Source organism: Streptomyces sp. AM25 (genome assembly GCF_058146165.1).
This window is the reverse complement of the sequence record NZ_JBKIWN010000001.1, coordinates 358,121-382,987: the sequence shown is the minus strand read 5'-3', so window position 1 is coordinate 382,987 and position 24,867 is coordinate 358,121. Positions and strand designations below refer to the sequence as shown.

Here is a 24,867-nt window from a genome sequence, read left to right as displayed (position 1 = left end):
CAGGTTCCTCCTAGGGCAGCAACGGGGCGGTGGAGCCGCGCACGGCGGGGGCGTGGCTATGGGGCACCGCCGCCGGCCAGGTCAGGGCGACCGACCCCCAGGTCAGTCCGCCGCCGAATGCGGTCAGCAGGGCGCGCGCCCCGGGCCGGACGGCGTTGCGCGCCGCCGCGTGGGCCAGGGCGAGGGGGAGCGAGGCGGCGGCGGTGTTGCCGACCTCGCGGATGTTGCCGTGGCGGTGGTGACGGGCGATGCCGATGCGGTCGGCGACGGCGTCCAGGATGCGCTGGTTGGCCTGGTGGCCGATGAACGCCTCGACGCTGTCCGGCGGCCAGCCGGCCCGGTCGAGCACGGCCAGCGACGACTCCGTCATGCGGCGCACGGCATGCCCGTAGACCTTGCGGCCGCGCATGCGGAAGTAGCGCGCCTCGCGGGACAGCCGGGGCGTGGTGCCGGGCAGCCGGGAGCCGCCCGCCGCGATGGCGATGAGATCGCACCCCGCACCGTCCGCCCCCAGGTCGACGGCGGCGACGGCCCCCGGCTCCGCCCGGTCCCCGCCGCGTAGGAGCACTGCGCCCGCCCCGTCACCGAAGAGCACGGCCGTGTCGCGGTCCTTCGGGTCGACGACGACCGAGTAGGTCTCGGCACCGACGACCAGGGGACGGGCACAGAGCCCGGCCGCGACCATGGCACCGGCGACCGCGACGCCGTAGACGAACCCCGAGCACACGGCCGCCAGGTCGAAGGCCGGCACCGGGCCCAGCCCCAGCCGGTGGGCCACCTCCGGTGCGGTGCCCGGGCAGGGCCGGTCCGGGGTGGTGGTCGCGAGCACCAGCAGGTCCGCCCCGTCGGCACCCGCCGAGTCGAGCGCGGCCCGTCCCGCCGCCACCGCGAGGTCTCCCGTGCTCGTGCCGACCCCGGCCCGGTGGCGTCGGGCGATGCCGGTGCGGGTGCGGATCCAGACGTCGGTGGTGTCGAGCCCGCCCAGCCGTGCCACGTCGCTGTTGGTCAGGACGTGCGGCGGGAGACAGGTGCCGATGCCGCAGAGCACCGCGGTGCGAAGATCCTGGTGCATCTGGGGAGTTCCTTGCCTCGTGGGGTGCACCGCGGCCGGTCACGAAGGGCTCGTGGCAGCGGCGGCGCGGGGCGCGATACGGATGGAGGAGGCACCGGTCCACGTCAGCAGGGCGCTGCCCCAGGTCACGCCCGCGCCGAAGACGGTGAGCAGGATCCGGCCGCCGGGCGGCAGCAGACCGCGCCCGGCCGCGGTGGCCAGGGCGTACGGTGCACTGGCGGCCCCGATGTTGCCGACCTCGTCCCCGACGATGACGAGCCGCTCCGGCGGGATGCCGATGCGGTCGCCGAGGCCGCGCAGCAGGACGGGGTTGGGCTGGTGGGCGATGAAGACGTCGATGTCCTCCAGGCACAGCCGGTTGCGGGCCAGGCACTCGGCCACGAGCCGGGGGAAGATCTCGGCGATGAAGTCGCGCACGGCGCGGCCGTCCATGTGGATGTGGTGCTTGCGCCCGTCGACGGTGTCGGCCCCGGCCGGCATGCGGCTGCCGCCGGCCGGGATGAGGACGTGGTGGGCGAGCGTGCCGTCCGAGCCGAGTGCGAAGTCCGCGAACCCGCCGCCGTCCGGGACCGGTCCCAGGACCGCCGCGGCTGCGCCGTCGGCGAAGAGCACCGACGTCCCGCGGTCCGCCGGGTCGAGGAACTTCGAGTACGCCTCGACCCCCACGACCGCGGCGTACCGCGGGCGACGGTCGGTACGCAGCCAGTCGTGGGCGACCCGGGCCGCGAACAGCCAGCCCGAACAGGCCGCGCTGACGTCCAGCGCGACGGCGTGGCGGGCACCGGTGAGCGCCTGGACCCGGCAGGCGGTGGAAGGGCCCAGCTCGTCGGGGGTGGAGGTCGCGGCGATCAGCAAGCCGATCCGGTCGGTGTCGAGGTCGGCGGCTGCGACGGCCGCACGGACCGCGGCGGCCGCCAAGTCGGAGGCGGCTTGGCCGGGTTCGGCGATGTGGCGGGTGCGCACCCCGGTGCGCCGGAGGATCCACTCCGGGGTGACGCCCAGGGCCGCGGCGATGTCGTCGTTGGTCCGTCGGCCGCGGGGGAGGTAGGTGCCCGTCCCCAGCACGCCGATGGCGGGCGCGGTGCCGTTCATCATGTTCCTTCGGTCTGCCAGGCGAGGGAGTCGGCCAGGGCGCGGGCGTAGTCGGCTGCGCCGAGCGGGACTGTCCGTCCGGGGCCGGGGGAGCCCATGGCCGATTCGAGCAGGCGCAGCCGTGGCAGCAGCAGGTCGCACAGCTCGTCCATCGCGCGCGGCAGAGCCCGTACCGTGCCGGGGCCCAGCACTTGCGTGGAGAGCAGGCCGCCGGACAGGCGGCGCGCCTCCGCAATCCCGTACAGCGCGGCCAACGGACGCAGGGCAGCGGCGAGTTCGGGGTCGTGGATGCCGTCGACCGTGCGGACCAGCTGCTCCGCGGCCAGCCGGCTCGCATGGGCCGCGCCGAGTTCGTACGCGGTGGTCAGCAGGGGGTTCCACAACTCCAGTCCGCGCAGCCCGCGTTCCTCTCCCCGGCGCACGGACCTGCGCAGTCCGGCGGCCAGGCGCGCCTCGTGGGTCCGGGCGGCTGTCGGCCACCAGGTGAGGCTGCGGGGCGGGATGCGCGAGGGCGGGGCCGATCCCGTGCCGGCGGGCTGCGGGCGGTCGACCAGGGAGCGTCCGGTGTCCAGGAGGATCAGCCGGTTGTCGCCGCCCGCGCTGTCGAAGGCATGGGCGAAACCCTGATACGCGGCGAGCCGGTTGAGGTCCAGATGTCCGGCGAAGCCGCAGCAGTGCTGGCACTCGGCGGCCAGGCGGGCGGTGGCGCTCGCCGCATGGGCCTTGTACACCGCGAGGAGCGGGTCGACCGCCGTCCAGGGGGAGAAGGCCGCCCCGGCGGAACGCGCCGCGCCGGGTGACCGCTGCCAGGCGTCCAGGGCCGCGTTGCCCACGCACGTCAGGGCGAAGGCCTCGGCCAATGAGCCCAGAACGGCGTGCTGTTGGATCCGGTAGGCCAGGACGGGCGAGCCCGGCGCGAGCCGCCCGTGGCTGCGGCGGTGGGTGGAGTGACGCAACGTCAAAACGGCGCACTGCCGGGCCATCGCGGCCAGGGCCGAGGGCAGGGTCGCCCACAGCGCCTGCCCCACGCTCAGCGTGCGATGCAGCCGCGCGTCGGGGCCGGGGAGGGGGTCGTGGAAGGTGCCGCGCTCGTCGATGCGGGCGGTGTCGCGCAGCCAGTTCCGGTAGGGCAGGCGCACGCCGTCGAACCGGACCAGGGCGTAGTCCAGCGGCAGGGCGCCCAGCTCCAGGGGCTCGGAGACCCGCACACCGGGCAGCAGCCCTTGTTCGTCACAGAGGTTGACCAGGAAGGAGAACACCCCGCAATCCTGGTGCGCCGTCTGCAGACGCGCGCACACCACGGCGGTCTGCGGCTCCCCGAGCGCACCGACACCGGAGAACTTCGCGGCTCCCGCGTCGGGGGTGGTGAGGACGAACTCCCTCTGCTCGGCGTCGAAGCGGGCCGTGGTGCGCAGCGCCAGGTGGCTGCCCGCGTCCCCGGTCTCCGTTGCCAGGAAGGCGCCCTTGGCGTAGCCGCTCTCCAAGGCGTCCAGTGGTGCTCGCAGTTCCGCGGGGTCGCCCGCCAGGGAGAGCACGGACCCCATGCAGAGCACGTAGTGGGAGAGGGCGGCCAGGTACAGGGGCGGGTCGGCGGCGGCCGTGCAGGTGCTCACGAGGGCGAGCAGGTACGAGTCGGCGAGCAGATCCCGGGCCGGGGGCAGGGCCTTGGCCAGTCGGCGCAGGGCGTGGTGGGTCCGCCGGCCGTGGCCGGCGGGGGCCGCCTCCGGTGCGGCGCCGGCCATGAGCGCGGCCGTCAGCCGCTCGCGCAGTTCGGCCGGGTGCGGTCCGCCGACGATGCGGGCGAGTTCGGCCTCGGCCCCGGTGTGGGGGATCATCGTGAGGCCTCCGGGGCGGTCTGGAGGCGCAGACGTTCGGGGTGCCGCCAGGGGAAGCCGGGGTCCGCCAGCGGGGCGTGGGCCGTGGCCGCGGGGAGCGAGCTGCGGACGCTGTGGGTGAGGGCCTGCCCGGTGCCGGCCTCCAGCAGCAGCGTGACCGGCGACGTCCACACCTGGTGCAGCACTTCGGGGATCCTTGCGGGGCGGACGAGGCAGTCGGCGAGCCCGCGGTGGACGTCGTCCCCCTTGCCGTACGCACGGCCGAGGACGGCGGAGTGCACGGGGAAGCGCGCCGGCGCCGCGGAAACGTTGCGGATCGACGCGGCGAAGCAGTGCGCCTCGTCGGTGAGCGAGGGGTGGTGGGAGAGGAAGGGCAGCCGCAGCCGGGTGGCCGTCACGCCGCGCCGCCGGGCGACGCGCTCCAAGGCCGCCACAGCGGCCGACGGCCCGCTGACCACCGTCTCGCCGGGGCCGCTCACACAGGCCAGGGCCAGCCCGCGGGTGCGCGCGGCGTGCATGAGGACGCGCGCCTGTTCCTCTCCCGTCCGCAACAGGAGCATGCTCCCGTCGCACCGGGCCAGGGAACGGGCGAGCAGACAGGCGATCCGGGCGCCCCCGGCGACATCGAACACACCGGCCGCCGTGAGGGCGGCGATCTCGCCGAAGCTCACCCCCAGCGCCCGCTCGGGCACCAGCCCCACGGTACCGAGGGCCCGGCTGACGGCCAGCGAGGAGCAGAACAGGGCCAGTTGCGGTGTCCCCGGCGCGGCTGTGGCCAGTTCGCGGCCGCTGGGCGGTGAGCTCCCCAGCAGCCACGGGCCCAGCGGCCTGATGCCGAATTCGGCGGCTACGCCGTCGGCCTGCCGGAGCACGCCGCTGAGGGCGTCGCGTACGGGCCGGTGCGTCCGGGCGGCCCGCAGCAGGGGACTGAGTGCGAAATCCCCCTGCCCGGGGAAGAGATGGACAATGCTCACGGCACAGGCTCCTTTCGCCGGCCCGTGGAGCCCGGAAAGGCCTTTTCCTTGCTCAATTCAACAATGTCGGGCGCGCCGGGAGTTGCGCCACCGGCGGTCGAGGTGTTGAACGGAGTGAAAGTCGTCGTGCGCCTGTTGGTAAGCGCCGGTATCGTCCGGCCCGTTCTGCCGCGGCCCGGGCAAGAACCTGTGCGGCGGCCGGGGTCCTGCGATAGGGGGCCAGCAGGTGGCGCAGCCGGACGGCGGCGATGTCGGCTGCACCGGAGCGCAAGTACCGGTAGTGCTCCAGAAAGGAGTGCCACGAGATGCAGGCTTCCTCGACATGCCCGTTGCGGAGCAGGATTTCCGCCCGCATCGCGTGGCTGAGCGCCAGTCCCCGGCGGTCCATTGCGGGGCGTACGGCCAGCGAGCGCGTCAGCGCCTCGCATGCGGCGGAAGAGTCCCCGAGGTATCTGAAGGTTCTGGCCCGCTGGAAGCCCAGTGCGGCCGGCGTGTAGACGGTGAACGGCCCATGCTCGTGGCCCGGTTCCGCAGCCGATTCCATGCAGCGCTCCGCATGGTCGAGGGAGCACAAGGCCTGCCGCCGGAGGCCGCAGGCGGCCTGGGCCACGGCGAGTTGGGCGAGGAAATACGCCCCCGGACCGCCGCCGCCCGCCCGTTGCCTCGCCTCCGCTGCGGCCTCGGCGGCGTGCAGGGAGGCTTGATGGTGTCCGAGTGACAGCCCCTGCGCACTGAGGCCGCGCAGGCCGACCGCCCAGGCCAGCCGGTCACCGGATTCGGCGGCGATCTGCTGGGAGGTGACGAAGCACCGTTGCGCGAGCCCGTGGGCTGCGGCGTCCTCGTACATCCGGGCCAGCAGAAACGTCAGGCGGGAGGCCTCCTCCAGGATCTTCCTGTGCGCGTGTTCCGTACGCGTCGAACGGAGCCAGTGGGCGACGTCCTGGGCGAGGTAGGCCGCCAGGGAGGACCGGGTGCTGCGGCCACCGTGGGCGTCGAACGATGCGGCGTAGAAGCGCTCGGCACTTTGCAGCATGAGGGTCTCCGCATCGGCGGAGCGGTCGCCGTGCCGGGGACAGGGTTTCCGGGGCACCGGCTGGTCCAGGCGGGCCGTGCGGAGCAGCGCCTCGCGGTAGGGCTGCTGCTGGGCCGCGACCCTGCGGACGGGGTCGGCCTCGGTGCCGGCGAGGGCCACGAGTTCGGCCTCGAGGGAACGTTTCACCCGAGGGACGGACGCCGCGGTGAACCCCACGGCGTCCGCCGAGACGGTGCGCTGCAGGCGCCGCGTGAGCACCTCCGCCACCAGCTCCGGCACTGGCGCCCTGGGCCGGGTGCCGCTGAGCCAGTGCGCCACGGACGTGCGGTCGTACCCCAGGCTCAGACCGACCTCGGCAGCCGCCGCGTTGACGGCACGGGCGAGTGCACCCTGCGTCCACCGGGCCTCCGTGAGCAGAGCCCGCAGCCTTCTGTTGGGACGGCGATGGGTGCGGTGGCGCGAGGACATCCCGTTCTCCTGCCGGGCCGGTTACCGGAACATTGTGATTTCCGCACCATTCCGCGGCGCGCGGATTCCGGGGGTGTCCGGATAATTCCCCGGACGATGTCCGAACGAACCGGAAAAACGCCCCGCGGGGAAATGCGCCGGTGCACAACCGGGCACGAACGCGGGCGCAGGAGAAGCAGTTCCGGCCCGAATCCCGGCCCGGGGCGGCGAGTTCGGGGCACCGTGCATGCGTGGCCGCTTCACGGAAGACAGGCGATCCCGTGAGTACCTTGCACCGTTACGGGGTCCCCGGGGTCGATCGCCAGGGTGTGCAGGACGGTGCCGGCTGACAGGTCGACGACGTCGAGGATTCCCGAGTGCAGGTTCGCGACGAATGCGCGTGTACCGTCGGGGGCGGTACGGATGGTCAGCGGCATCATGCCTACGACCGCGGTGTAGTGGAGCGAGAACCAGAACGGCCTAGCTGATGCGCAAACCGTTCCCGGCTCCACCGGCAGCCCTGCGGACCCTCCGCGCCCGAGGTGACGACACCACGACGCCCCGCGTCGCGATCACCGGATGCGCCTCCTCCCGGTCGTGAATGACCGGGGTTCCTCGCAAAGGCCCTGCTGGAGCTGATGCCGAGGGCCGGTCCAACGCCGCCATCATGAGCGCCCTGCACATCAGCGAGAGCGCCGTCGCCAAGCACACCGCGAGCATCTTCGCCAAGCTGCGGATCGAACCGTCCGCCGACGACAACCGCCGCGTCCTGGCCGTCCTGGCCTACCTCAAACGGTGACGGACAATCGATGACGGACACGCACGCTAGGGTTCGGGCGTGAGTCTTCATGTGGTAATCGGGTACGGGCCCGCCGGGGTCGCCACCGCGCAACTGCTGGCCGAACAGGGGCATTCCGTACGCGTGGTCACCAGGTCCGGCCGCGCTCCCGAACCCGGCATCGAACACGTCGCGGCGGACGCCGCACATTCCGCACGACTGACCGAGGTCGCACAGGGCGCGGTCGCCATTCACGGCTGCGCCGCGCCGCCCTACCACCGCTGGCCGGCGGAATGGCCGCAACTGGCCGCGTCGATGGGCGCGGCGGCCGAGGCGACCGGGGCCGTCCTGGTCGTGCTGGGCAACCTCTACGGCTACGGCCCGGTAGACCGCCCCCTGACCGAGGACCTGCCGCTCGCGGCGACCGGCCCCAAGGGGCGGGCTCGGGCGGCCGCGTGGGAGCTGGTGCACAAGCTGCACGAGGAGGGCCGTATCAGGGCGGTCGAGGTCCGCGCCTCGGACTTCTTCGGGCCCGGCGTCACTGACGGAGGCCACCTGGCCGCGCGGGTCGTACCGCGCCTGCTGCAGGGCAAGTCCGTCTCGGTCCTCGGCGACCCCGATGCGCCGCACAGCTGGACCTATCTCCCCGACGTGGCCGCGGCGTTGGCCGAGGCCGCGGGGGCGGAGCAGGCCTGGGGCCGGGCATGGCACGTGCCGACGGCTCCCGCGCTGTCGGCCCGGGAGATGGTCGGCCGACTGGCCGCCGAGGCGGGGACGGGTCCGGCCGCGGTACGCAGGATGCCGCCGGCGGTGCTGGGAGCGGCGTCGCTCTTCTCGCCCCTGATCCGTGAACTGCGCGAGATCCGCTACCAGTTCGACCGTTCCTTCGTGGTGGACTCCACCGCCTACGAGTCCGCATTCGCGGTGCGCGCCACCCCGGTCGAGGAGCAGGTCCGGGCCACGGTGAGGTGGTGGCGCGAGCGGCGGTCGGCATAGGCTCGGGTGACCAGCGCCGCCGAAGTGCCGACTGAGCTGTACGAAGCCCGGCGTGTCGGCGGATTGCCGAGCGGTACGTCCGTCGAACGGGAAAGCACACGACTGGCCGCAGGAGCTTCGTAAGAGCGAAACACCAGAGTTCTGCCGGATCCTCCACCAGGATTGCGGGCCGTACGCCTTCATTGTCGGGCACGAAGTGGCTACGGATCACCGCCTGTCCTTCACCGACCTGGCCGTGTACATCAAATGCCGCTGGCTGTTCGACGTGTGCGGCCCCGAAGGCGATGCCGAATGGCTGATCCGGGAACTGTCCCTGCCGCCGGAGGAAACACGGCAGAGCCTGGCGCGCCTTGTCGAGCTGGGCTACTTGGGTACGCCCGGGAGCATCCGTGACGACATGGAGAACCCGCTCCGGCTTCGACGGTGACCACGGGCGCCTGCGGAAGGGTGCTCATCGCCTTGCCGGCGCCCGTGGTTGGCGCCCGTGGCGTCGGTCGCCTTATGTGGTCTGGAGCCAGAGGCGGGCGCGGTGGTCGAGTTCTTCGGCTTCGTGGACGCCTCGGGGTCGCAGGGTGGCGAGTTCGCCTCCCGTTCCGCCTGCTCGCCTCCTCTTGACCAGCCTTGTGACGTGCCCGGGGGGCGACCGTCATGCGGCCGGCCCCCGGGGTGCTCGGCGGCTCCTGGGACCAGGAGCGGCGGTCTACAGGGACGCGTCGGGATACGCGGCGGTCGCGCGGATTTCGACGAGGAGTCCCGGGCTGGCGAGGCCGCTGACTCCGATGATCGTCCAGGTCGGGTAGGGCGCATTGACAAGGCGCTGCTTGGCCTCGACGAAGCCGGGCAGGTGCTGGCGGATGTCGACGTGGTAGCTGGTGACGTCGACGAGGGCGGACGTGTCGAGGTTCTCCAGCCGAAGGATCTCCTCGATCTTCCGGATGGCGATCTCGGTCTGCTCTTCGATGGTGTCCGGGATGGTTCCGTCGGCGCGGCGACCGATCGTTCCGGCAATGAACAAGAGGCCGTGCGCGCGGACCGCGGCGGAATAGCCGAAACTTGCGAAAGCGCTGGTGGTTTGCCCGAAGACTGCGTTGTCCTCGGAGACCGTGACGGTGTGGACGGTCATTGCGGTGCTTCCTCTTCTCTGTTGATGGGGCCGTACGGTCCGTGGGGTCAGTCGCCCCAGCGGGACGAACCACAGGCGTGCTCCAGCCGGGTCCGGCCGAAGGTCTCGCGTTCGCGGAGGAATTCGCCGGGGGGCGTGTACAGGGGTGCGTTCTTCGGGTTTTTCGCGGCCTGCACGACGATCGCGTCGGTGAGTGAGCGGATCATGTCCAGCCGTGGATAGGCGGCGTGCAAGGCGTCGGCCTGCTCGTCGGTGACGGCGTCGACGTGGTCGGCGCCCAGTGGGCCGCCGAAGTCGAGTGCGACGCCTTCGCGGACGAGCACGCACAGCGTGCCGCGGCGTTCCGCGATACCCGGGGAGGTGTGCAGGGCGATGGCCTGCCAGACCTGGTCGGCATCGGCTGCGGGTACTCCGTGGTCGATGAGGAATGCGGCGGCCCGGTCGGCGCCTTCGACCTCGAACCGCTGGCTGTGCGGGCCGTCCGGCGCCAGGCCGAGGTCGTGCATCGCGCATGCGGCGAACAGCAGGTCGTCGTGGTAGTCGTGGCCGGCGGTCAGGCCGAGGCGGCCGGCAACCAGCCGGGCGAACAGGTAGCTGCGGATGCTGTGGTTGAACAGGGACGGCGTTTCCACCGGTCGGATGAGGTTCATGACGGCGTCGGCAAGCGGTGTGCCGGGCAGCGTGATCAGGTCGGCGGTCGTTTCGTGGGTGGGTCCGGTCATGTCTTCAGCCTGGCCGCAACCGCCCTGACCTGGTGAGAGGCAAAAATTCCATACTTCGTTAGAATCTTGCCATGGCAGTGCATCGAGTCGCGGTCCTGGCGCTGGACGGGGTCACCCCGCTCGACCTGGCGATCCCGACGCAGATCTTCACCACCCGGCCGGAAACCCCCTACGAGATGACCCTGTGCGCGCTGGAGGCGAAGGTGACCACCACCGCGGGTTTCGCCCTGATCGCCGACGGGGGCCTGGAGCAGGTGCGCGCCGCCGACACCGTGATCGTGCCGGGGTTCGAACCGGTCCTCCCGGTGCCGGATGCCGTACTCGGCCCGCTGGCCGAGGCCCGCGAACGAGGCAAGCGTGTGGTGTCGATCTGCACGGGCGCCTTCGCGCTGGCCGCGGCGGGCGTCCTGGACGGGCTGCACGCCACGACCCACTGGAGGCACATCGACGAGTTCGAGCGGAACTTCCCGGCCGTCACGGTCGACCGCGACGTGCTCTACGTCGACGAGGGCGACGTGCTCACCTCGGCCGGAGTGTGCTGCGGCATCGATTTGTGCCTGCATATCGCGCGCCGCGACCTGGGCGCGGAGGCGGCCAACCAGATCGCCCGCGGTCTGGTCGCCGCCCCGCATCGAGACGGTGGGCAGGCCCAGTACGTGCCGGCTCCCGTCGCGGTGGCCGGTGAGGCGTCGCTGTCCGGTACCCGTGAATGGGCCCTGCACCGGCTCGGCGAGCCGCTCACGCTGCGCGTGCTCGCCCGGCACGCGGGTCTCTCGCAGCGCACCTTCATGCGCCGGTTCACCGAGGAGACGGGCACGACCCCGTTGCAGTGGATGCTCAACGCCCGGCTCGGCAGGGCGCGGGAACTGCTGGAAACCACGGACCGCTCGGTGGAGCAGGTGGCGCGGGACTGCGGGCTGGGCACCGCAGCCAATCTGCGCCTGCACTTCCGGCGCGTACTGGACACCACTCCCACCGCCTACCGCCGCACCTTCACACGCTCGACGTCGCGCAGTCCGGCCTGTTTGCCGGTAGTCCCGCGCTCGGACTGAGAACGGCCGGCGCGACACTGAAGGGTTTCAACTGAAGGGTTTCAACTGAAGGGTTTCAAAGGCTGGTCGCTGCCGTCCAGGCTGCCGAGCAGTGACCGCCGCGGGCGTCGGCGGGGTGCAGCAGATGGCCCGTTCCACCCGCCACCGCTTTGCCGGGACGGCGAAGCCGTCCTGTTCCTTCTGGAAAGCACGCGACTGGCCGCCCTCCTCGACGGGCTCAACCTCCAGGCAACGCTGCTGCCGGACCGCTATCCGCCGAAGCTGCTCCGGCAGGTGCTGCGACGGCATCTGGACGCGCTCAGAGCCGACAGCTGACCTCCGGGGGGCGGCCCCTCAAGTCCGTTGAGTCCTCATGTGGTTGACGGTGTTTGAGGTGTTGATCGAATGTGACGGCAAGTGGCAAACTTAGGGAAGCCTAAGTTAGGTGAGGGGAACTACGCAGAACGCGGTCGAGGAGCGAACATGGCAAACCTCAGCGGAAAGGTCGCACTGGTCACCGGCAGCAGCCGGGGTATCGGGCGCGGCATCGCCGAACGTCTGGCCCGGGACGGTGCGTTGGTCGCCGTGCACTACGGCAGCAACGAGGCGGCGGCCGAGGAGACTGCCGCGGCCATCGCCGGGTCCGGTGGCCGTGCCTTCGTCGTGGGCGCCGAACTGGGCGTTCCCGGCGACGTGGACACGCTCACGGCCGGGCTGGAGGCCGGGCTGAGCGCACACGGGGAATCGGCGATCGACATCCTGGTCCACAACGCAGGGCTCAACTTCATGGGGCGGCCGATCGAGGTTCTCACCCCTGAGGAGTTCGACCAGATGGTCGCGGTCAACATCAAGGCGCCGTTCTTCCTCACTCAGCGGCTGCTGCCACGGCTTCGCGACGGTGGCCGGATCATCAACATCTCCTCCGTCTCCACCCGTATCGCCTCGGCCCATGGCATCGGTTATCCGCTCACCAAGGGCGCACTGGATGTGTTCAGTCACAGCCTGGCCAAGCACCTCGGCCCTCGGGGCATCACCGTCAATTCCGTCTCGGTCGGCTTCACCCACACCGACATGACTGCCGAAGTACTGGCCGACCAGGCGAACCTGGAGCGCAACATCAGCCTGACCGCCCTCGGCCGGATCGGCCAGGTCCCGGATATCGCCGACGCCGTCGCGTTCCTGGCCTCCGACGACGCTCGCTGGATCACCGGTACCAAGATCGACGTCAGTGGTGGCGTCAACCTGTAGCAACGCTCAAAGCCCAAAAAATTTGGGTTACTTGGGCAGGTGGCACACTGCGGGCCATGAGCGCTGACGCGTACCGTCCGTACCACCCGCAGAAACCACCTGTGCAGTGCGTCAAGTGCGAGGACATCAACGTGATTCTGACCAAGGCCACGCACCCCGGAACCGGAGAGGCGCAGTGGCGGTTCACGTGCCTTGACTGCCGGGTTGCCTGGCCCATGGACCAGCACGGGGGTTCACCGGACGAATACGCGTGATCGGAAGAACCGTACGCACCGGGCAGTACGACTGATCGCGGCTCTACAACGCTCCGCGAGCCGGTGATCCGGCCCCGGGTGGATCACCAACCGGCCATCGGCGACGCCGCCTCGGACCACGCAAAGGGCCCCGCTCACTAGAGGTGAGCGGGGCCCGATGTTGTCTTGCGACATGCAGGATGGCCGACCGGTGCTAGGCGCCGACGCCCGCCTTCCGGTCACGCCGCTGCTTCAGGTGGCCCGCGGCTGCCAGCGCCGCGACCACGATCGCGGTGCCGGCGAGCTGCTTGAGGCCGTCCGTGCTGCCGGCCATGACGACGAAGACGCCGATGATGGCGGCGAACGCCAGCCAGGTGAGGTACGGGAAGCCCCACATCCGCACCGTCAGCAGTTCGGGCGTCTCGCGCTCCAGGCGGCGGCGCATCCGCAGCTGCGTGAGGCAGACGATGCACCAGACGACCAGGACGGCGCAGCCGGCGATGTTCAGCAGCCAGGCGAAGACGGTGGTCGGCCAGATGATCCCGGCGATGACGGCCGCGAAGCCGAACACGCAGGAGGCCAGCACGGCGGCCATCGGCACGCCGCGGGTGACCTTGGTCAGGAAGCGCGGGCCCTGGCCCCGGCTGACCAGGGAGAAGGCCATGCGTGACGAGCCGTAGATGTTGGCGTTCATCGCGGAGAGCAGGGCCACGAGCACCACGACCTTCATGATCGTGCCCGCGGCGGGGATGCCGAGGGTGTCGAGCACGGTGACGTAGGGGCCGTCGGTGGCGACGCGCGGGTCGTTCCACGGCACCATCGTGACGACCACGGCCATGGAGCCGATGTAGAAGACGGCGATGCGCCAGACGGCGGTGCGCACCGCACGGGCCACGTTGCGGCTCGGGTTGTCGGACTCCGCCGCCGCGATGGTGACGGTCTCCAGGCCGGCGAACCCGGAGACGGTGGTGAGCAGTCCGGCGGCGAGCCCGGCGGCTCCGGCGGGGAAGAAGCCGCCGTGGCCGGTGAGGTTGCCGGCGCCGGGGGAGGTGCCGAAGACGCCGAGGATGCCGAGCAGGCCCAGGACGAGGAAGGCGACGATCGCGGTGATCTTGACGGCGGAGAACCAGAACTCGAACTCGCCGAAGTTCTTGACCGCGGTCAGGTTGCTGGCGCAGAAGAACACCATGAAGACCGCGACCCAGCCGTAGGCGGGCATGAACGGCACCCAGCTGTGCATGATGGTGCCCGCGGCGGTGGCCTCGGCGGCCACGCCGGCGCACAGCATCAGCCAGTACATCCAGCCGGAGGTGGTCCCGGCCCAGGTGCCGAGTTCCTCCTCCGCGTGGACGGAGAACGATCCGGTCGAGGGGCGGGCCGCGGACATCTCGCCGAGCATCCGCATGATCAGCATGACGAGCGCGCCGGTGCCCGCGAAGAGCAGGACGATGGCCGGTCCGGCCGCGGCGATACCGACGCCCGAGCCGACGAAGAGACCTGCGCCGATGACCCCGCCGAGCGCGATCATCGAGAGGTGGCGCTGCTTGAGCCCGTGCGACAGCACGGGCGTGGCAGGCTCCGTCGGGGGCGGGGAGTCCTGGGGGGACCGGGTGATCGTCCGACTCATGGTCGCACCTGTTCATTACGTGAGACGTTCGGTGAGCTTCACGATTTTGCGGGGACAGGCTGGGCGTATGACGTGAACGCCCACTATTCGAACGTTTCCCTGACGCACAGTGGGGGCGCGGGTGCGCAGAGGAACATCTGTGCTTGAACGGAATGTTTTCAATAACTCATTGACGCTGCATCGTGCAGTGATCCACCCTGAGGGCATGACGACGACTCCCGAGCAGCCCGCCGACCCCTTCGCGCCCCCGCACCCCGAGCAGGCGCGGGTCCAGCGCGTCCACGCCTCCCTGTTCCGCATCGCCGAACGGCACGCGGCCACGGACGAGCAGCGCCGCCGGCAGGTCCACCCCCACGTCCTCGCACCGCACGAGGCCGTCCGCCTCGTGGCCTTCCTGCTCAGCGGCGCCGCCCTCGCCGACGACGGCGAGCCGGAGGTCGACCGGGCCGACATCACCGCCGCCCTCAGCCTCGTCCCCCTCGCGCGCGGCGACATGGACGAACTGGAGGCCGGACTGCTGCGCATGGCCCGCGGCCGCGGAATGACCTGGCAGGAGATCGCCTTCGGTCTCGGGCTCGGCACCCCGCAGGCCGCCCGCCAGCGCTACGAACGGCTCGCCGGCCGCACCACCGGGGAAGAAGCGGAAGAAGGGGAGGCGTAGGCCCCGCCACCGCCCGGCGCAGCGCCCTGTCGGCGGCTCACGGTTTGAACCCCCGGATGTCAGGCTCGGTGAAGAACTTGACGACCGTCAGCACCGCGACCAACTGCACCAGTGCATAGGCGACCTGTGCGGAGAAGCCCCGCCCCGCTGCCCCCGGCGGCCTTCAAGAACCGCCACTGTGAAGGCCTCGTGTGCCCGGTCGTCGCCGCCTTCTCGACGCGGACCTGCAGGGTGCGGGCCGCGATGTCATGGGTCTCCACCCGCACCTCGTCGGTGGCCACGGGAAAGTGGTCGTGCAGCAGGCACAGTCCGAAGCGGTTGAGATTGCCGTGTTTCTCCAGCGCGGCCACGATTTCGCGCACGAACCGTTCGTCCTCCGGGCCCAGGCCCCAGGCGTCCTCGAAGCGGGGGAGGGCCCCGCGAGCCGTGCTGGTCTGATTTCCCATGATTCGCTCCCGGAAAATCGCGTGAGTGGCAACGGAAGCGGAGATACGGGCATATGCTCCCCGCATTTCGAGTAAGTCACACGGGGTGTCCGGGCTATTGACGGCAGTCGCGGGCAACTTTATTTTTTGACGAACGCGAAGGGGGTATCGAGGGTGAAGTATCGATTATCACGGCTGCTCGCGGTCTGCGTGGCGACGGCCGCCGTCCTGCAGTTCCCGGCCACCGCCGGGGCGTCGCCCGCGCCGTACGGCGACACCTGCGCCGCCAAACCGAGACCCGCCGGCCCGGTGCTCCAGGGATATTGGGAGAACTGGGACGGAGCGGCCAACGGAGTCCATCCGCCGCTCGGCTGGATCCCGGTCACCGACGCCCGTATCCGCGACCACGGATACACCGTCCTCAATGCGGCATTCCCCGTCATCCGCTCCGACGGTACCGTCCTGTGGGAGGACGGGATGGACGCGACGGTGAAGGTCCCCACCCCGGCCGAGATGTGCCAGGCGAAAGCAGCCGGCCTCACCGTCCTGATGTCCATCGGCGGAGCCACGGCCGGAATCGACCTGAGTTCCAGCGCCGTCGCCGACCGGGTCGTCGACACGCTCGTGCCGCTCCTGAAGACCTACAACTTCGACGGCATCGACATCGACATCGAAACCGGACTCACCGGCAGCGGCAGCATCAACGACCTGTCGGTCTCACAGGCCAACCTCATCCGCATCATCGACGGCGTGCTCGACCGCATGCCCGCCGGCTTCGGCCTGACCATGGCGCCCGAGACGGCCTACGTCACCGGCGGCAGCGTGACTTACGGCTCGATCTGGGGCGCCTACCTGCCCATCGTCAAGAAATACGCGGACAACGGCCGCCTGTGGTGGCTGAACATGCAGTACTACAACGGCAGCATGTACGGGTGCTCGGGCGACTCCTACGAAGCCGGGACGGTCGCGGGCTTCACCGCGCAGACGGACTGCCTGAACAACGGGCTGGTAGTCCAGGGCACCACCGTCCGGGTCCCCTACGACCACCAGGTCCCCGGACTTCCCGCCCAGCCGGGAGCCGGCGGCGGATACATGCCCCCGGAAACCGTGGCACAGGCATGGAACACCTACTCCGGCGCATTGAAAGGGCTGATGACCTGGTCGGCCAACTGGGACGGTTCACGGGGATGGACGTTCGGCGACAATGCGAGGGTTTTGCAGGGCCGCTGAATTCGGCCCGCGGGCGTGTCCGTGGACAACCCCATCCACGATCCGTAGCGTGACGCGCAACGCAATTGGCCGTTCGAGTGGCCCGATTGCGTCGTGACGCACGAACGGAACGTCCATGATTCCCACGGAGACCTCCGGAATCTCCGATCAATCCGGCCGGCAATTCCCCTGCTATGCCCTTTCCCTCGCCCGCGACGCACAGGACGTGCAGGACGCCCGGCGGCTGCGCAGCCGGGTTTTCGTGCAAGAGGCGGGGGCCCGCCTGGACACTCCGCCGAGCGGTCTCGGCACCGACGGCTTCGATCCGTACTGCGACCACCTGCTCGCTCGCGAGACGGCCACCGGAGAGCTGGTGGCCACCTGCCGGCTCCTCCCGCCGGAGGGAGCCGCGGCCGCGGGCCGGCTCGTCGCCGAGGCCGACTTCGACCTGAGCGGGCTGGCGGTGCCGCGCGGCGAACTGGTGGAGATCAGCCGGGCCTGTCTCCACCCCGCCCACCGCGGCGGCACCCTGGTCCCGCTGCTGGCGCTCGGGGTCGCCGCCTATGCCACCCGCAGAGGCCTCGCCTGGGCGGGCGGCAACTGCCTCGCACCGGGCCAGGACCGGGAGCGGACGGCAGCGGTCCTGTGGGCCGCCGCCGCCCGCCACTCCGCGCCCCCGGACCACCGGGCGGTCCCGCGCCACCCGCTGCCCCCGCCGCGGACGGCCGCAGGACCCGACCCGGCTCTGCTCCCGCCGCTCGTCCGCGGATCCCTCTCGCTCGGAGCCTGGGTGTGCGGACCGCCCGGCTGGAGCCCGCGGTTCGGCACGGCAGCCGTCTACGTCCTGCACTCCCTGCGCCGCATCGACCCGGCCCGCCTGCGGCAACTCCCCGACCTTTCAGCGGACTTCTGACGCCGGAAGCCCCGCCGAGCGCGCACGACACGAGACGGAGCCACCACCATGGAACGCATCGACAAAGCGGTGGCCGTCGTCGGCGCCGGCTGCCGGCTGCCCGGCGGGATCACGGACCTGGACGGCCTGTGGGCCGCCCTGCGGGAAGGCCGGGACCTGGTCGGCGAGATCCCGGCGGACCGGTTCGACAAGGCCCGCTTCGTCGATCCCGGCGCCGTCCGCCCCGGCCGCAGCTACACCGCGGCCGGCGGTTTCCTCGACGACGTGGCCGGCTTCGACGCCGCCTACTTCGGCATCGCCCCCAAAGAGGCCGCGCACATGGACCCGCAGCAGCGACTGCTGCTCGAAACGGCCGTCGAGGCCCTGGACGACGCAGGCATCCCCGCCGAATCGCTGGCCGGGTCCGACACCTGCGTCTTCGTCGGGATCTCCGACCCGGACTACGGCCACTTCCAGGCCGCACTGGGCGACCACACCAGCCCGTACACCATGACCGGAGCCACCCTCTCGATCGCGGCGAACCGCCTCTCGTACTGCTTCGACCTGCGCGGCCCGAGCATGGCGGTCGACACGGCCTGCTCCTCCTCACTGGTGGCCCTCGACCGCGCCTGCCGCACCCTGCTGGACGGCACCAGCCGCACCGCCCTCGTCGGCGGCGTCAACGTACTCGCCAGCCCCTTCTCCTTCACCGGGTTCTCGCACGCGGGCATGCTGTCGCGGCGCGGCCGGTGCGCGGCCTTCTCCGCCGAGGCCGACGGATTCGTACGGGCCGAGGGCGGGGGAGTGCTCGTCCTCAAACGGCTCGCCGACGCCCTGGCCGACGGCGACCGCATCCACGCGGTGATCGCCGGCACCGCCACCAACTGCGACGGCCGCACCCAGGGCATGGCCCTGCCCAGCACCGAGAGCCAGGAGGCGCTGCTGCGCTCCGTCTACCGGCAGGCCGGAGTGACACCGGACGACCTGGTCTACTTCGAGGCGCACGGCACCGGCACCACCGTCGGCGACCCGGCGGAAGCCGGTGCGATCGGCCGGGCGCTCGGACAGCGCCGCACGACCGGACCGCTGCCCATCGGCTCCGTCAAGTCCAACCTGGGCCACCTGGAACCGGCCTCCGGCATGGCCGGCCTGCTCAAGGCCCTGCTGGTCCTGCGGTACGGCCTGGCCCCCGCGACGCTGCACGCCCAGCCCCTCAACCCCGACATCGACTTCGCCGGCCTCGGCCTGGCACCCACCGTCGCCCCCGTGGGACTGCCGCGCCGGGCACGGGCGGCGGTGGGCATCAACTCCTTCGGCTTCGGCGGGGCTAACGCCCACGCCGTCCTGACCGCACCCCCACGCCTGCCCGTCCAGCAGGAACACAGCGCAGGCACCGTACCGGTGGTGGTCTCCGCCCGGTCACCCCAGGCACTGCAGGAACTCGCCGCACGAGTCGCAACGCGGCTGCGCCGGGCGACGGACGCGGAGTTCTACGACCTCGCCCACACCACCACCCTGCGCCGCAGCGCCCACCCCTACCGCGCCGCCGTCCTGGCCGACGGACCGCAGCAGGCCGCGGACCGGCTGGACCGGTTCTTCACCGATGCCCCCTCCGCCCCGCCGGCCGGCGTCCGCAAGGCCGAACGGGACACGGTGGCCTACGTCTTCTCCGGCAACGGCTCCCCATGGCCCGGCATGGCCGCCGACCTCATGCACACCGACCCCGTCTTCACCGCGGCCGTCGAGGAGGCCGATGCCGCCCTGGCCCCGCACCTGGGCTGGTCGGTGGCCAAGGAGCTGACACATCCCGTCGCACCCCGCTGGCAGCGCACCGAAGTCGCCCAACCTGCCCTGTTCGCCGTGCAGATGGGGCTGGTGGCCGTCCTGGCCGCCAACGGACTGCGCCCGGCGGCCGTCGTCGGACACAGCGTCGGAGAAGTGGCCGCCGCCCTCGTCTCCGGGGCACTGACCCTGGACCAGGCCGCCCAGGTGATCGCCGAACGCAGCCGCACCCAGGGCACCACCGTCGGCAGCGGACGGATGGCCGCCGTCGGCCTGCCCGAACACGAGGCCCGGGAAGTCCTGGAACCCTACGGAACAGCCCTGGGGATCGCCGGGATCAACAGCGACCGGGACGTCACCGTCACAGGCGACCCGGACGCCCTGGCCGTCCTCGGCAGACACCTCAAGGCCCGCGGCATCTTCTTCCGCGACCTCGGCCTCGACTATGCCTTCCACAGCCGCGCCATGGACCCCATCGCCGTCCGGCTGTGCACGGCCCTGACCGGGCTGGTCCCCGCCGCCGCCCGGATCCCCTTCGTCTCCACCGTCACCGGAGCCCCGATGCCCGGCGAGGAACTGACGGCCGGCTACTGGTGGCACAACATCCGCCAGCCCGTCCGCTTCGCCGACGCCATGGCCCACGTCCTCGCGAACGCCGCCGACATCGTCGTCGAGATCGGCCCGCACCCGGTGCTGCGCCCCTACCTGCGCCGCACCCGTGCCATCTGCATCCCCACCCTGCACCGCGACGGCGACGGCCCGCGCGAGACGGCCGCCGCGATCGGCTCCCTCGTCGCGGCGGGCGCCGCCGTGGACTGGCGCATGCACTTCCCCCGTCCCGGCCGCGTGGCGGACCTGCCCGGCTACCCCTGGCAGCACGAACGCCACTGGCACGGCACCCCGCAGGACTTCGTCCTGCGCACCAGCGGCACCGGACTGCTCGACCACCCCCTGCTCGGCGAACGCCTCCCGGCACCGCACCCGTTGTGGGAGGGCGCCGTCGAGCCCCAACTCGTGCCCTGGCTCGGCGACCACAGGATCGCCGGAACCGTGCTCATGCCCGCCGCCGCGTACGTCGAGACGGCCCTGTCCGCCGGACGCCGCGCGCTGCAGCGCCCGGTGGAGGTACGCCACCTGGAGATCAGCAGGCCGCTGCAGCTCGGCTGGCCCGACCCCGGCGGCGTCGCGCTCCAGACCGCCGTCACCCCCGAGGACGGCACGCTGACCATCAGCAGCAGCGAGGGCCGCGGCACCCCCTGCCACCCCGTCGTCCGCGCCCAGATCCGCACCCTGACCGGCACCGCCCCCGCCCCCGTCGACCCCGAAGCGATCCGGGCCCGCTGCCCCCGCACCGTGGACGGCCCCGACTACTACCGGACCTGCCACCGCGTCGGCCTCGACGTCGGACCCGCGTTCCGGCTGCTGCGCGAACTGCACGTCGGAACGGACGAGTTGCTGGCCTCCTACGCGTACGACGAACCCGGCGACCCGTACACGGTGCACCCCGTGGTGCTGGACGCCCCGCTCCAGGCCACCATCGCCCTCGCCGAGCAGTGGATGAGCGACGGCCACATCTACCTGCCGTCGGTGTTCGGCTCGGTACGGGTCTGGCGCACCCCCTCCCCGCACGGCATCGTCCACCTGCGTCAACGCAGCCGCACCGAGACCGAGTTCTGCTGGGACATCACCTACGCCGACACCGACGGCACCGTCACCGTGGAGATCGAGGGCTGCCGCACCCGCCGCATCCACAACACCGCACACACCCCGCTGACGGTCCAGCACACGGTCCTGCGCGCCGCACCACTCCCCGCAAGCCCGGCCGCCCCCTCCCCGCTGCCCCCGCCGCCCGACCTGATGGCAGCCGTCGCAGACCGGACCGCCGCCCTGCGCACGGCCCTGGACGACACCGGATACCGCCGCTACACCGCCGCCGTCGAGGAGACCGGCGCCCACTGCAGGCGTGCCGCCCTGGACGGACTGCTCACCGACGCCGGCCCCGGCGCGCCGTTCCGCATCTCCGACCTCGTGGCACACGGGCTCCTGCCACGGCACCGGCGGCTGGTCCGCCTGATGCTCCCCCTCCTCGCCCGGCACGGCCTGGCCGAGCCCGCCCGCGACGGCTACTGGCGGCTGACGGACACCGCACCGCGGCACACGACCCTGCTGCGCAGCCTGACCGAGGACCACCCGGCCTTCCACTCCGAAACCGTCCTGCTCAACCGGCAACTGCGCCGACTCCCCGAAACGCTCCGCAGCACCACCGGGCCGCTCGACGACACCGCGTACGAACACCTCCATGCCACCGCCCCCGCACACCGCTTCACCCACGGCATCGCCCGGGCCGTCGTGGGCGACATCGTCCGGCGCTGGCCCGAGAACCGCCCCCTGCGCATCCTGGAAGTGACCGCCGGAACCCACGCCCTCGCCGCGACCCTGCTGCCCCTGCTCCCCGCCGACCGCACCCGCTACACCCGCACCGACAGCGACAGCACCCGCCTCAGCCGTACCCAACACCGCTGCGCCGCCCACGACTTCGTCGACCACCGCACCCTCGACCTGGACACCGACCCCGCCGCCCAGGGCTTCCACCAAGGGGAGTTCGACCTCGTCGTCGCCGACGACGCTCTGCACACCGCCACCGACCTGACCTCCGCCCTGCGCCGCCTCCGCACCCTGCTCGCCCCCGGCGGACTGCTCCTCGCCACGGAACCGCACCACGCGCAACGGCTCGGCCTTCTGGACGGCAGCACGGGAGCCTTCTGGCAACGCACCGACCGTGCACTGCGCCCACAGCACCGGCTGCTGCCCTGGGACCGGTGGGTCCGGCTCCTGGGCGCATCCGGCTTCACCGACACCGCACGCACAGGCACCGAGGAACGTTCCGTCCTCCTCGCGGCCGCCGACCGGCCACCCGTACGCGAGCCCGCCCTGCCGGAGCAGCCCCCCGGCACCGCCTGGGTCGTCGCCGTGGAGAGCCCTACCGAGGTGCCGACGGGCCAAGTCCTCTCCGACCTGCTGGGCGGCACCGGAACGATCACCGCGACGGACGACGCTGCCGCCTGGGCCGCTCAACTGCCGCCCGGGGCAACGGAACTGGGCGTCGCCTTCCTGCTGGCCGAGCCGGACGGCCCGCACAGCGTCGTCTCCCGGATGACCGCTTGCGCCGCCTCGCTGCGAGCTCTGGCCGCCGCCTGCGACGCACTGCCCGACGGCGTGCGCCCACAGGTATGGCTCGTCACCCGGCCCAGCGGCCTGTTCCCGGCTCCCGAACGTCCGGCCCACCCGGCCGACGCAGCCGTCTGGGGCACCGCGCGAACCCTGGCCAACGAGCGCCCCGACCTGCACCTGCGCCGCATCTCCTGGGACCGCGGCGACGACCCGGCCGCCGACACCCTGCGCCTGGCCCGCGAACTGCTCGCGCCCGGCGACGAGGACGAGATCGTCCTCACCCGCGCCGGCCGGTTCGTCCCCCGCGAGACCCAACGACCGGCCGCCGAACCCACGCCCGTTCCCACCGGAGCGCCGTTCATCCTGGACGTCCGCAAACCCGGCCTCTCCCGCCGCCTCGTGTGGCGGCAGACCGAGCCGCCGGCACCGGGCCCCGGCGAGATCCTGGTCGAGATGCGGGCCGTCGCCCTCAACTACCGCGACCCCATGCGCGCCAACGGGCTGCTGCCGCCCGAAGCCGTCGAAGGCACCCCCCTGATCCGCGGCCTGGGCACCGACGGCGCCGGCATCGTCCGCGCCGTGGGGCCGGACGTGTCCACGCTCAAGGCCGGCGACGAGGTCTGCGGCATCATGCCCGCAGCACTCGCCTCCCACACCGTCACCCCCGCGTACTCCGTCATCCGCACCCCCGAGGGTCTGAGTCACGCAGAGGCGGCGACCCTCCCGGTGGCCTTCACCACCGCCCACTTCACCCTCGTTCACCAGGCCCGGCTGGCACCCGGCGAGACGGTGCTGGTGCACGGCGGAGCCGGCGCCGTCGGCCTGGCCGCCCTGCAATGCGCCCGCAACCTGGGCGCCCGGGTCATCGCCACGGCCGGCAGCGAGACCAAACGCGAACTGCTGCGCACGCTGGGAGCCGAGCACGTCCTGGACTCCCGCAGCCTGGACTTCGCCCCGCGCGTGCGCGAACTGACCGACGGACAGGGCGTCGACGTCGTCGTCAACTCCCTCAGCGGCGAGGCCATCGCCCAGAGCCTCGATCTGCTGCGCCCCAACGGCCGCTTCGTCGAACTCGGCAAACGCGACATCTTCCTCAACAACCCCCTGCTGCTGCGCCCCTTCCAGCGCAGCCTCACCTTCATCGGCTTCAACCTCGACAGCGTCATGCTCGACTCCACCCTGGGACAGCAGACGGCCCGCGAGCTCACGACGCGCATCGCCTCCGGCGCCTACCGCCCGCTGCCCCACACGGTCTATCCGGCCGCCCGGGTGGAGGAGGCGTTCCAACTGCTCCAGCACTCCCGGCACACCGGCAAGGTCGTGATCTCCTTCGACCCTCTGGACGAGCCCGTAGCCGTCGAACCCGAACCGACGGCCGAGAAGTTGGACCCGGACGGCACCTACCTGGTCACGGGTGGGCTCGGCGGATTCGGCGCTGCGACGGCCGAGTGGCTCGCGGACCGCGGCGCTCGCCATCTGGCCCTGGCCGGCCGCCGCGGGGCCGACGCCCCGGAGGCCGCGGCCGTCCTCGAACGGCTGGCTGCGCGGGGGGTGGTGGCTCGTCCGTTCGCCGCCGATGTCACCGACGAGGCGGCCGTGCGTGAGGTGATCGCCGCCGTGGACGCCGGCGGGCATCCGTTGCGTGGGGTGGTGCACTGCGCCGCACAGCTGGACGACGCCCCGCTGGCCGGCCTCACCGATGAACGGTTCGCCGCCGTGCTCGCCCCCAAGGCCGCCGGCGCGGACGTCCTCGACCGCCTCACCACCGACCGGGAGTTGGACCTCTTCCTGCTGCACTCCTCCGTCAGCGCGGCTGTGGGCAACCTGGCGCAGGCGCCGTACGCCGCCGGCAACGCTTACCTGCAAGCCCTGGCCCGCGCCCGTCGCCGCGGTGGCCGGTGTGGCGCCGCGGTCGCCTGGGGGCCGATCGCCGACGCCGGATACGTCGCCCGTAACGACCTGGCGGACACTATGACGGGCATGGGCTTCGAACCGGTCACCCCCGCCGAGGCGTTCGCCGCCGCGGACCGGGCCCTCGGCACGGGGGCGGACGTTTTCGGCGTCGGCCGCTACAACTGGAACCGCACCCGCCGCCTGCTTCCGGGCCTGGCCGCGCCCCGACACGCCCTGCTCGCCCCGTCCGACGCCGCCGAACCGGACGACGATCGCGGCGAACTGCTGCGTTCCCTGGCCGCCATGCCGCCGGACGAGGCCGTGGCCGTGATCACCGGCATCCTGGCCCGCCTCCTCGCCGCCGTGCTGCACACCGACCCGGCCGCTCTGGACGCGGACCGCCGGCTCCAGGAGTTCGGCCTGGACTCCCTCATGAGCGCCGAGTTCCTCTTCCAGGCCCGCGAGCACTTCGCCCTGCGGATCCCGCCCGCCGAGCTCTTGGGCGGCGGCCGCACCCTGACCCACTTCGCGCGCCTGGTCCACCGGCACCTCGCGATTGCCGACAGTGGTGCTCCCGTGCACTGACCGGAACGGCGGAAAACCAACGGAAGAGATTTTCCAAA

General features: G+C 72.0%; 20 protein-coding genes and 1 pseudogene. 11 read left to right on the top strand and 10 right to left on the bottom strand.

What is annotated here, in order from left to right; genetic code table 11:
* Positions 1-10: 10 nt before the first annotated feature.
* The 6 genes from ACLHRZ_RS01420 to ACLHRZ_RS01395 all read right to left on the bottom strand — a co-directional run bounded on the left by ACLHRZ_RS01420 (position 11) and on the right by ACLHRZ_RS01395 (position 6,893).
* On the bottom strand, positions 11-1,072 hold the full coding sequence (locus ACLHRZ_RS01420; protein ID WP_490416307.1) for a beta-ketoacyl-ACP synthase 3: 1,062 nt from the start codon (positions 1,070-1,072) through the stop codon (positions 11-13).
* A gap of 39 nt (positions 1,073-1,111) precedes the next feature.
* Complete coding sequence (locus ACLHRZ_RS01415; protein WP_490416447.1) at positions 1,112-2,164, bottom strand: 3-oxoacyl-ACP synthase III family protein; 1,053 nt, start codon at positions 2,162-2,164, stop codon at positions 1,112-1,114.
* Positions 2,164-3,999: an acyl-CoA dehydrogenase family protein gene (locus tag ACLHRZ_RS01410; protein WP_490416306.1), complete on the bottom strand. Its 1,836-nt coding sequence runs from the start codon at positions 3,997-3,999 to the stop codon at positions 2,164-2,166. Before ACLHRZ_RS01410 ends, ACLHRZ_RS01415 begins: the two co-directional genes overlap by 1 nt.
* Positions 3,996-4,973: an acyltransferase domain-containing protein gene (locus ACLHRZ_RS01405; protein WP_490416305.1), complete on the bottom strand. Its 978-nt coding sequence runs from the start codon at positions 4,971-4,973 to the stop codon at positions 3,996-3,998. The genes ACLHRZ_RS01410 and ACLHRZ_RS01405 overlap by 4 nt, the downstream gene beginning before the upstream one ends.
* A 52-nt stretch (positions 4,974-5,025) precedes the next feature.
* Positions 5,026-6,474, bottom strand: coding sequence for an NsdA family TPR-like regulatory protein (locus ACLHRZ_RS01400; protein WP_490416304.1), 1,449 nt, complete (start codon positions 6,472-6,474; stop codon positions 5,026-5,028).
* Positions 6,475-6,713: 239 nt separating this feature from the next.
* Complete coding sequence (locus tag ACLHRZ_RS01395; protein ID WP_490416303.1) at positions 6,714-6,893, bottom strand: hypothetical protein; 180 nt, start codon at positions 6,891-6,893, stop codon at positions 6,714-6,716.
* 200 nt (positions 6,894-7,093) lie between these two features.
* Between ACLHRZ_RS01395 and ACLHRZ_RS01390 the strand changes: the two are divergent.
* The 3 genes and pseudogenes from ACLHRZ_RS01390 to ACLHRZ_RS01380 form a co-directional block, all read left to right on the top strand.
* A pseudogene (locus tag ACLHRZ_RS01390) lies at positions 7,094-7,252 on the top strand (LuxR C-terminal-related transcriptional regulator); the annotation flags it as partial.
* A gap of 39 nt (positions 7,253-7,291) precedes the next feature.
* On the top strand, positions 7,292-8,227 hold the full coding sequence (locus tag ACLHRZ_RS01385) for an NAD-dependent epimerase/dehydratase family protein (protein ID WP_490416302.1): 936 nt from the start codon (positions 7,292-7,294) through the stop codon (positions 8,225-8,227).
* Between the two features lie 52 nt (positions 8,228-8,279).
* Entirely contained in the window at positions 8,280-8,654 is a 375-nt protein-coding gene (locus ACLHRZ_RS01380; RefSeq protein ID WP_490416301.1) for a hypothetical protein, read from the top strand.
* Positions 8,655-8,927: 273 nt separating this feature from the next.
* On the opposite strand, the gene ACLHRZ_RS01375 is transcribed toward ACLHRZ_RS01380, so the two are convergent.
* Both ACLHRZ_RS01375 and ACLHRZ_RS01370 read right to left on the bottom strand, forming a co-directional pair.
* The gene (locus tag ACLHRZ_RS01375) at positions 8,928-9,350 is read right to left on the bottom strand and encodes a Rid family hydrolase (protein ID WP_490416300.1); all 423 of its coding nucleotides are present in this window, start codon (positions 9,348-9,350) and stop codon (positions 8,928-8,930) included.
* A 47-nt stretch (positions 9,351-9,397) separates the two neighbouring features.
* The gene (locus ACLHRZ_RS01370; protein ID WP_490416299.1) at positions 9,398-10,072 is read right to left on the bottom strand and encodes an HD domain-containing protein; all 675 of its coding nucleotides are present in this window, start codon (positions 10,070-10,072) and stop codon (positions 9,398-9,400) included.
* A 71-nt stretch (positions 10,073-10,143) separates the two neighbouring features.
* On the opposite strand from ACLHRZ_RS01370, the gene ACLHRZ_RS01365 reads away from it, so the two are divergent.
* The 4 genes from ACLHRZ_RS01365 (at position 10,144) to ACLHRZ_RS01350 (ending at position 12,605) form a co-directional block, all read left to right on the top strand.
* Positions 10,144-11,124, top strand: a complete 981-nt coding sequence (locus ACLHRZ_RS01365; RefSeq protein ID WP_490416298.1) for a GlxA family transcriptional regulator — start codon at positions 10,144-10,146, stop codon at positions 11,122-11,124.
* A 45-nt stretch (positions 11,125-11,169) separates the two neighbouring features.
* Positions 11,170-11,439 (top strand): TetR family transcriptional regulator C-terminal domain-containing protein, encoded by a 270-nt coding sequence (locus tag ACLHRZ_RS01360; protein WP_490416446.1) that lies wholly within the window; start codon positions 11,170-11,172, stop codon positions 11,437-11,439.
* 147 nt (positions 11,440-11,586) lie between these two features.
* Positions 11,587-12,351 carry an SDR family NAD(P)-dependent oxidoreductase gene (locus tag ACLHRZ_RS01355; RefSeq protein WP_490416297.1) on the top strand — a complete coding sequence of 255 codons (765 nt, stop codon included), beginning with the start codon at positions 11,587-11,589 and terminating at the stop codon, positions 12,349-12,351.
* Between the two features lie 56 nt (positions 12,352-12,407).
* Complete coding sequence (locus ACLHRZ_RS01350) at positions 12,408-12,605, top strand: hypothetical protein (protein WP_490416296.1); 198 nt, start codon at positions 12,408-12,410, stop codon at positions 12,603-12,605.
* A gap of 193 nt (positions 12,606-12,798) precedes the next feature.
* Here ACLHRZ_RS01350 and ACLHRZ_RS01345 read toward each other — a convergent pair whose 3' ends face one another.
* Positions 12,799-14,211, bottom strand: a complete 1,413-nt coding sequence (locus ACLHRZ_RS01345; RefSeq protein ID WP_490416295.1) for an amino acid permease — start codon at positions 14,209-14,211, stop codon at positions 12,799-12,801.
* A 205-nt stretch (positions 14,212-14,416) separates the two neighbouring features.
* On the opposite strand from ACLHRZ_RS01345, the gene ACLHRZ_RS01340 reads away from it, so the two are divergent.
* Positions 14,417-14,872: a DNA-binding protein gene (locus ACLHRZ_RS01340; protein WP_490416294.1), complete on the top strand. Its 456-nt coding sequence runs from the start codon at positions 14,417-14,419 to the stop codon at positions 14,870-14,872.
* A 59-nt stretch (positions 14,873-14,931) separates the two neighbouring features.
* Here the strand turns inward: ACLHRZ_RS01340 and ACLHRZ_RS01335 are convergent, their stop codons facing one another.
* Positions 14,932-15,318, bottom strand: a complete 387-nt coding sequence (locus ACLHRZ_RS01335) for a hypothetical protein (protein ID WP_490416293.1) — start codon at positions 15,316-15,318, stop codon at positions 14,932-14,934.
* A gap of 153 nt (positions 15,319-15,471) precedes the next feature.
* On the opposite strand from ACLHRZ_RS01335, the gene ACLHRZ_RS01330 reads away from it, so the two are divergent.
* The 3 genes from ACLHRZ_RS01330 (at position 15,472) to ACLHRZ_RS01320 (ending at position 24,829) form a co-directional block, all read left to right on the top strand.
* The gene (locus ACLHRZ_RS01330; RefSeq protein ID WP_490416292.1) at positions 15,472-16,527 is read left to right on the top strand and encodes a chitinase; all 1,056 of its coding nucleotides are present in this window, start codon (positions 15,472-15,474) and stop codon (positions 16,525-16,527) included.
* A 115-nt stretch (positions 16,528-16,642) separates the two neighbouring features.
* Positions 16,643-17,419 (top strand): GNAT family N-acetyltransferase, encoded by a 777-nt coding sequence (locus ACLHRZ_RS01325; RefSeq protein WP_490416291.1) that lies wholly within the window; start codon positions 16,643-16,645, stop codon positions 17,417-17,419.
* Positions 17,420-17,467: 48 nt separating this feature from the next.
* Positions 17,468-24,829: a type I polyketide synthase gene (locus ACLHRZ_RS01320; protein ID WP_490416290.1), complete on the top strand. Its 7,362-nt coding sequence runs from the start codon at positions 17,468-17,470 to the stop codon at positions 24,827-24,829.
* Positions 24,830-24,867 lie beyond the last annotated feature (38 nt).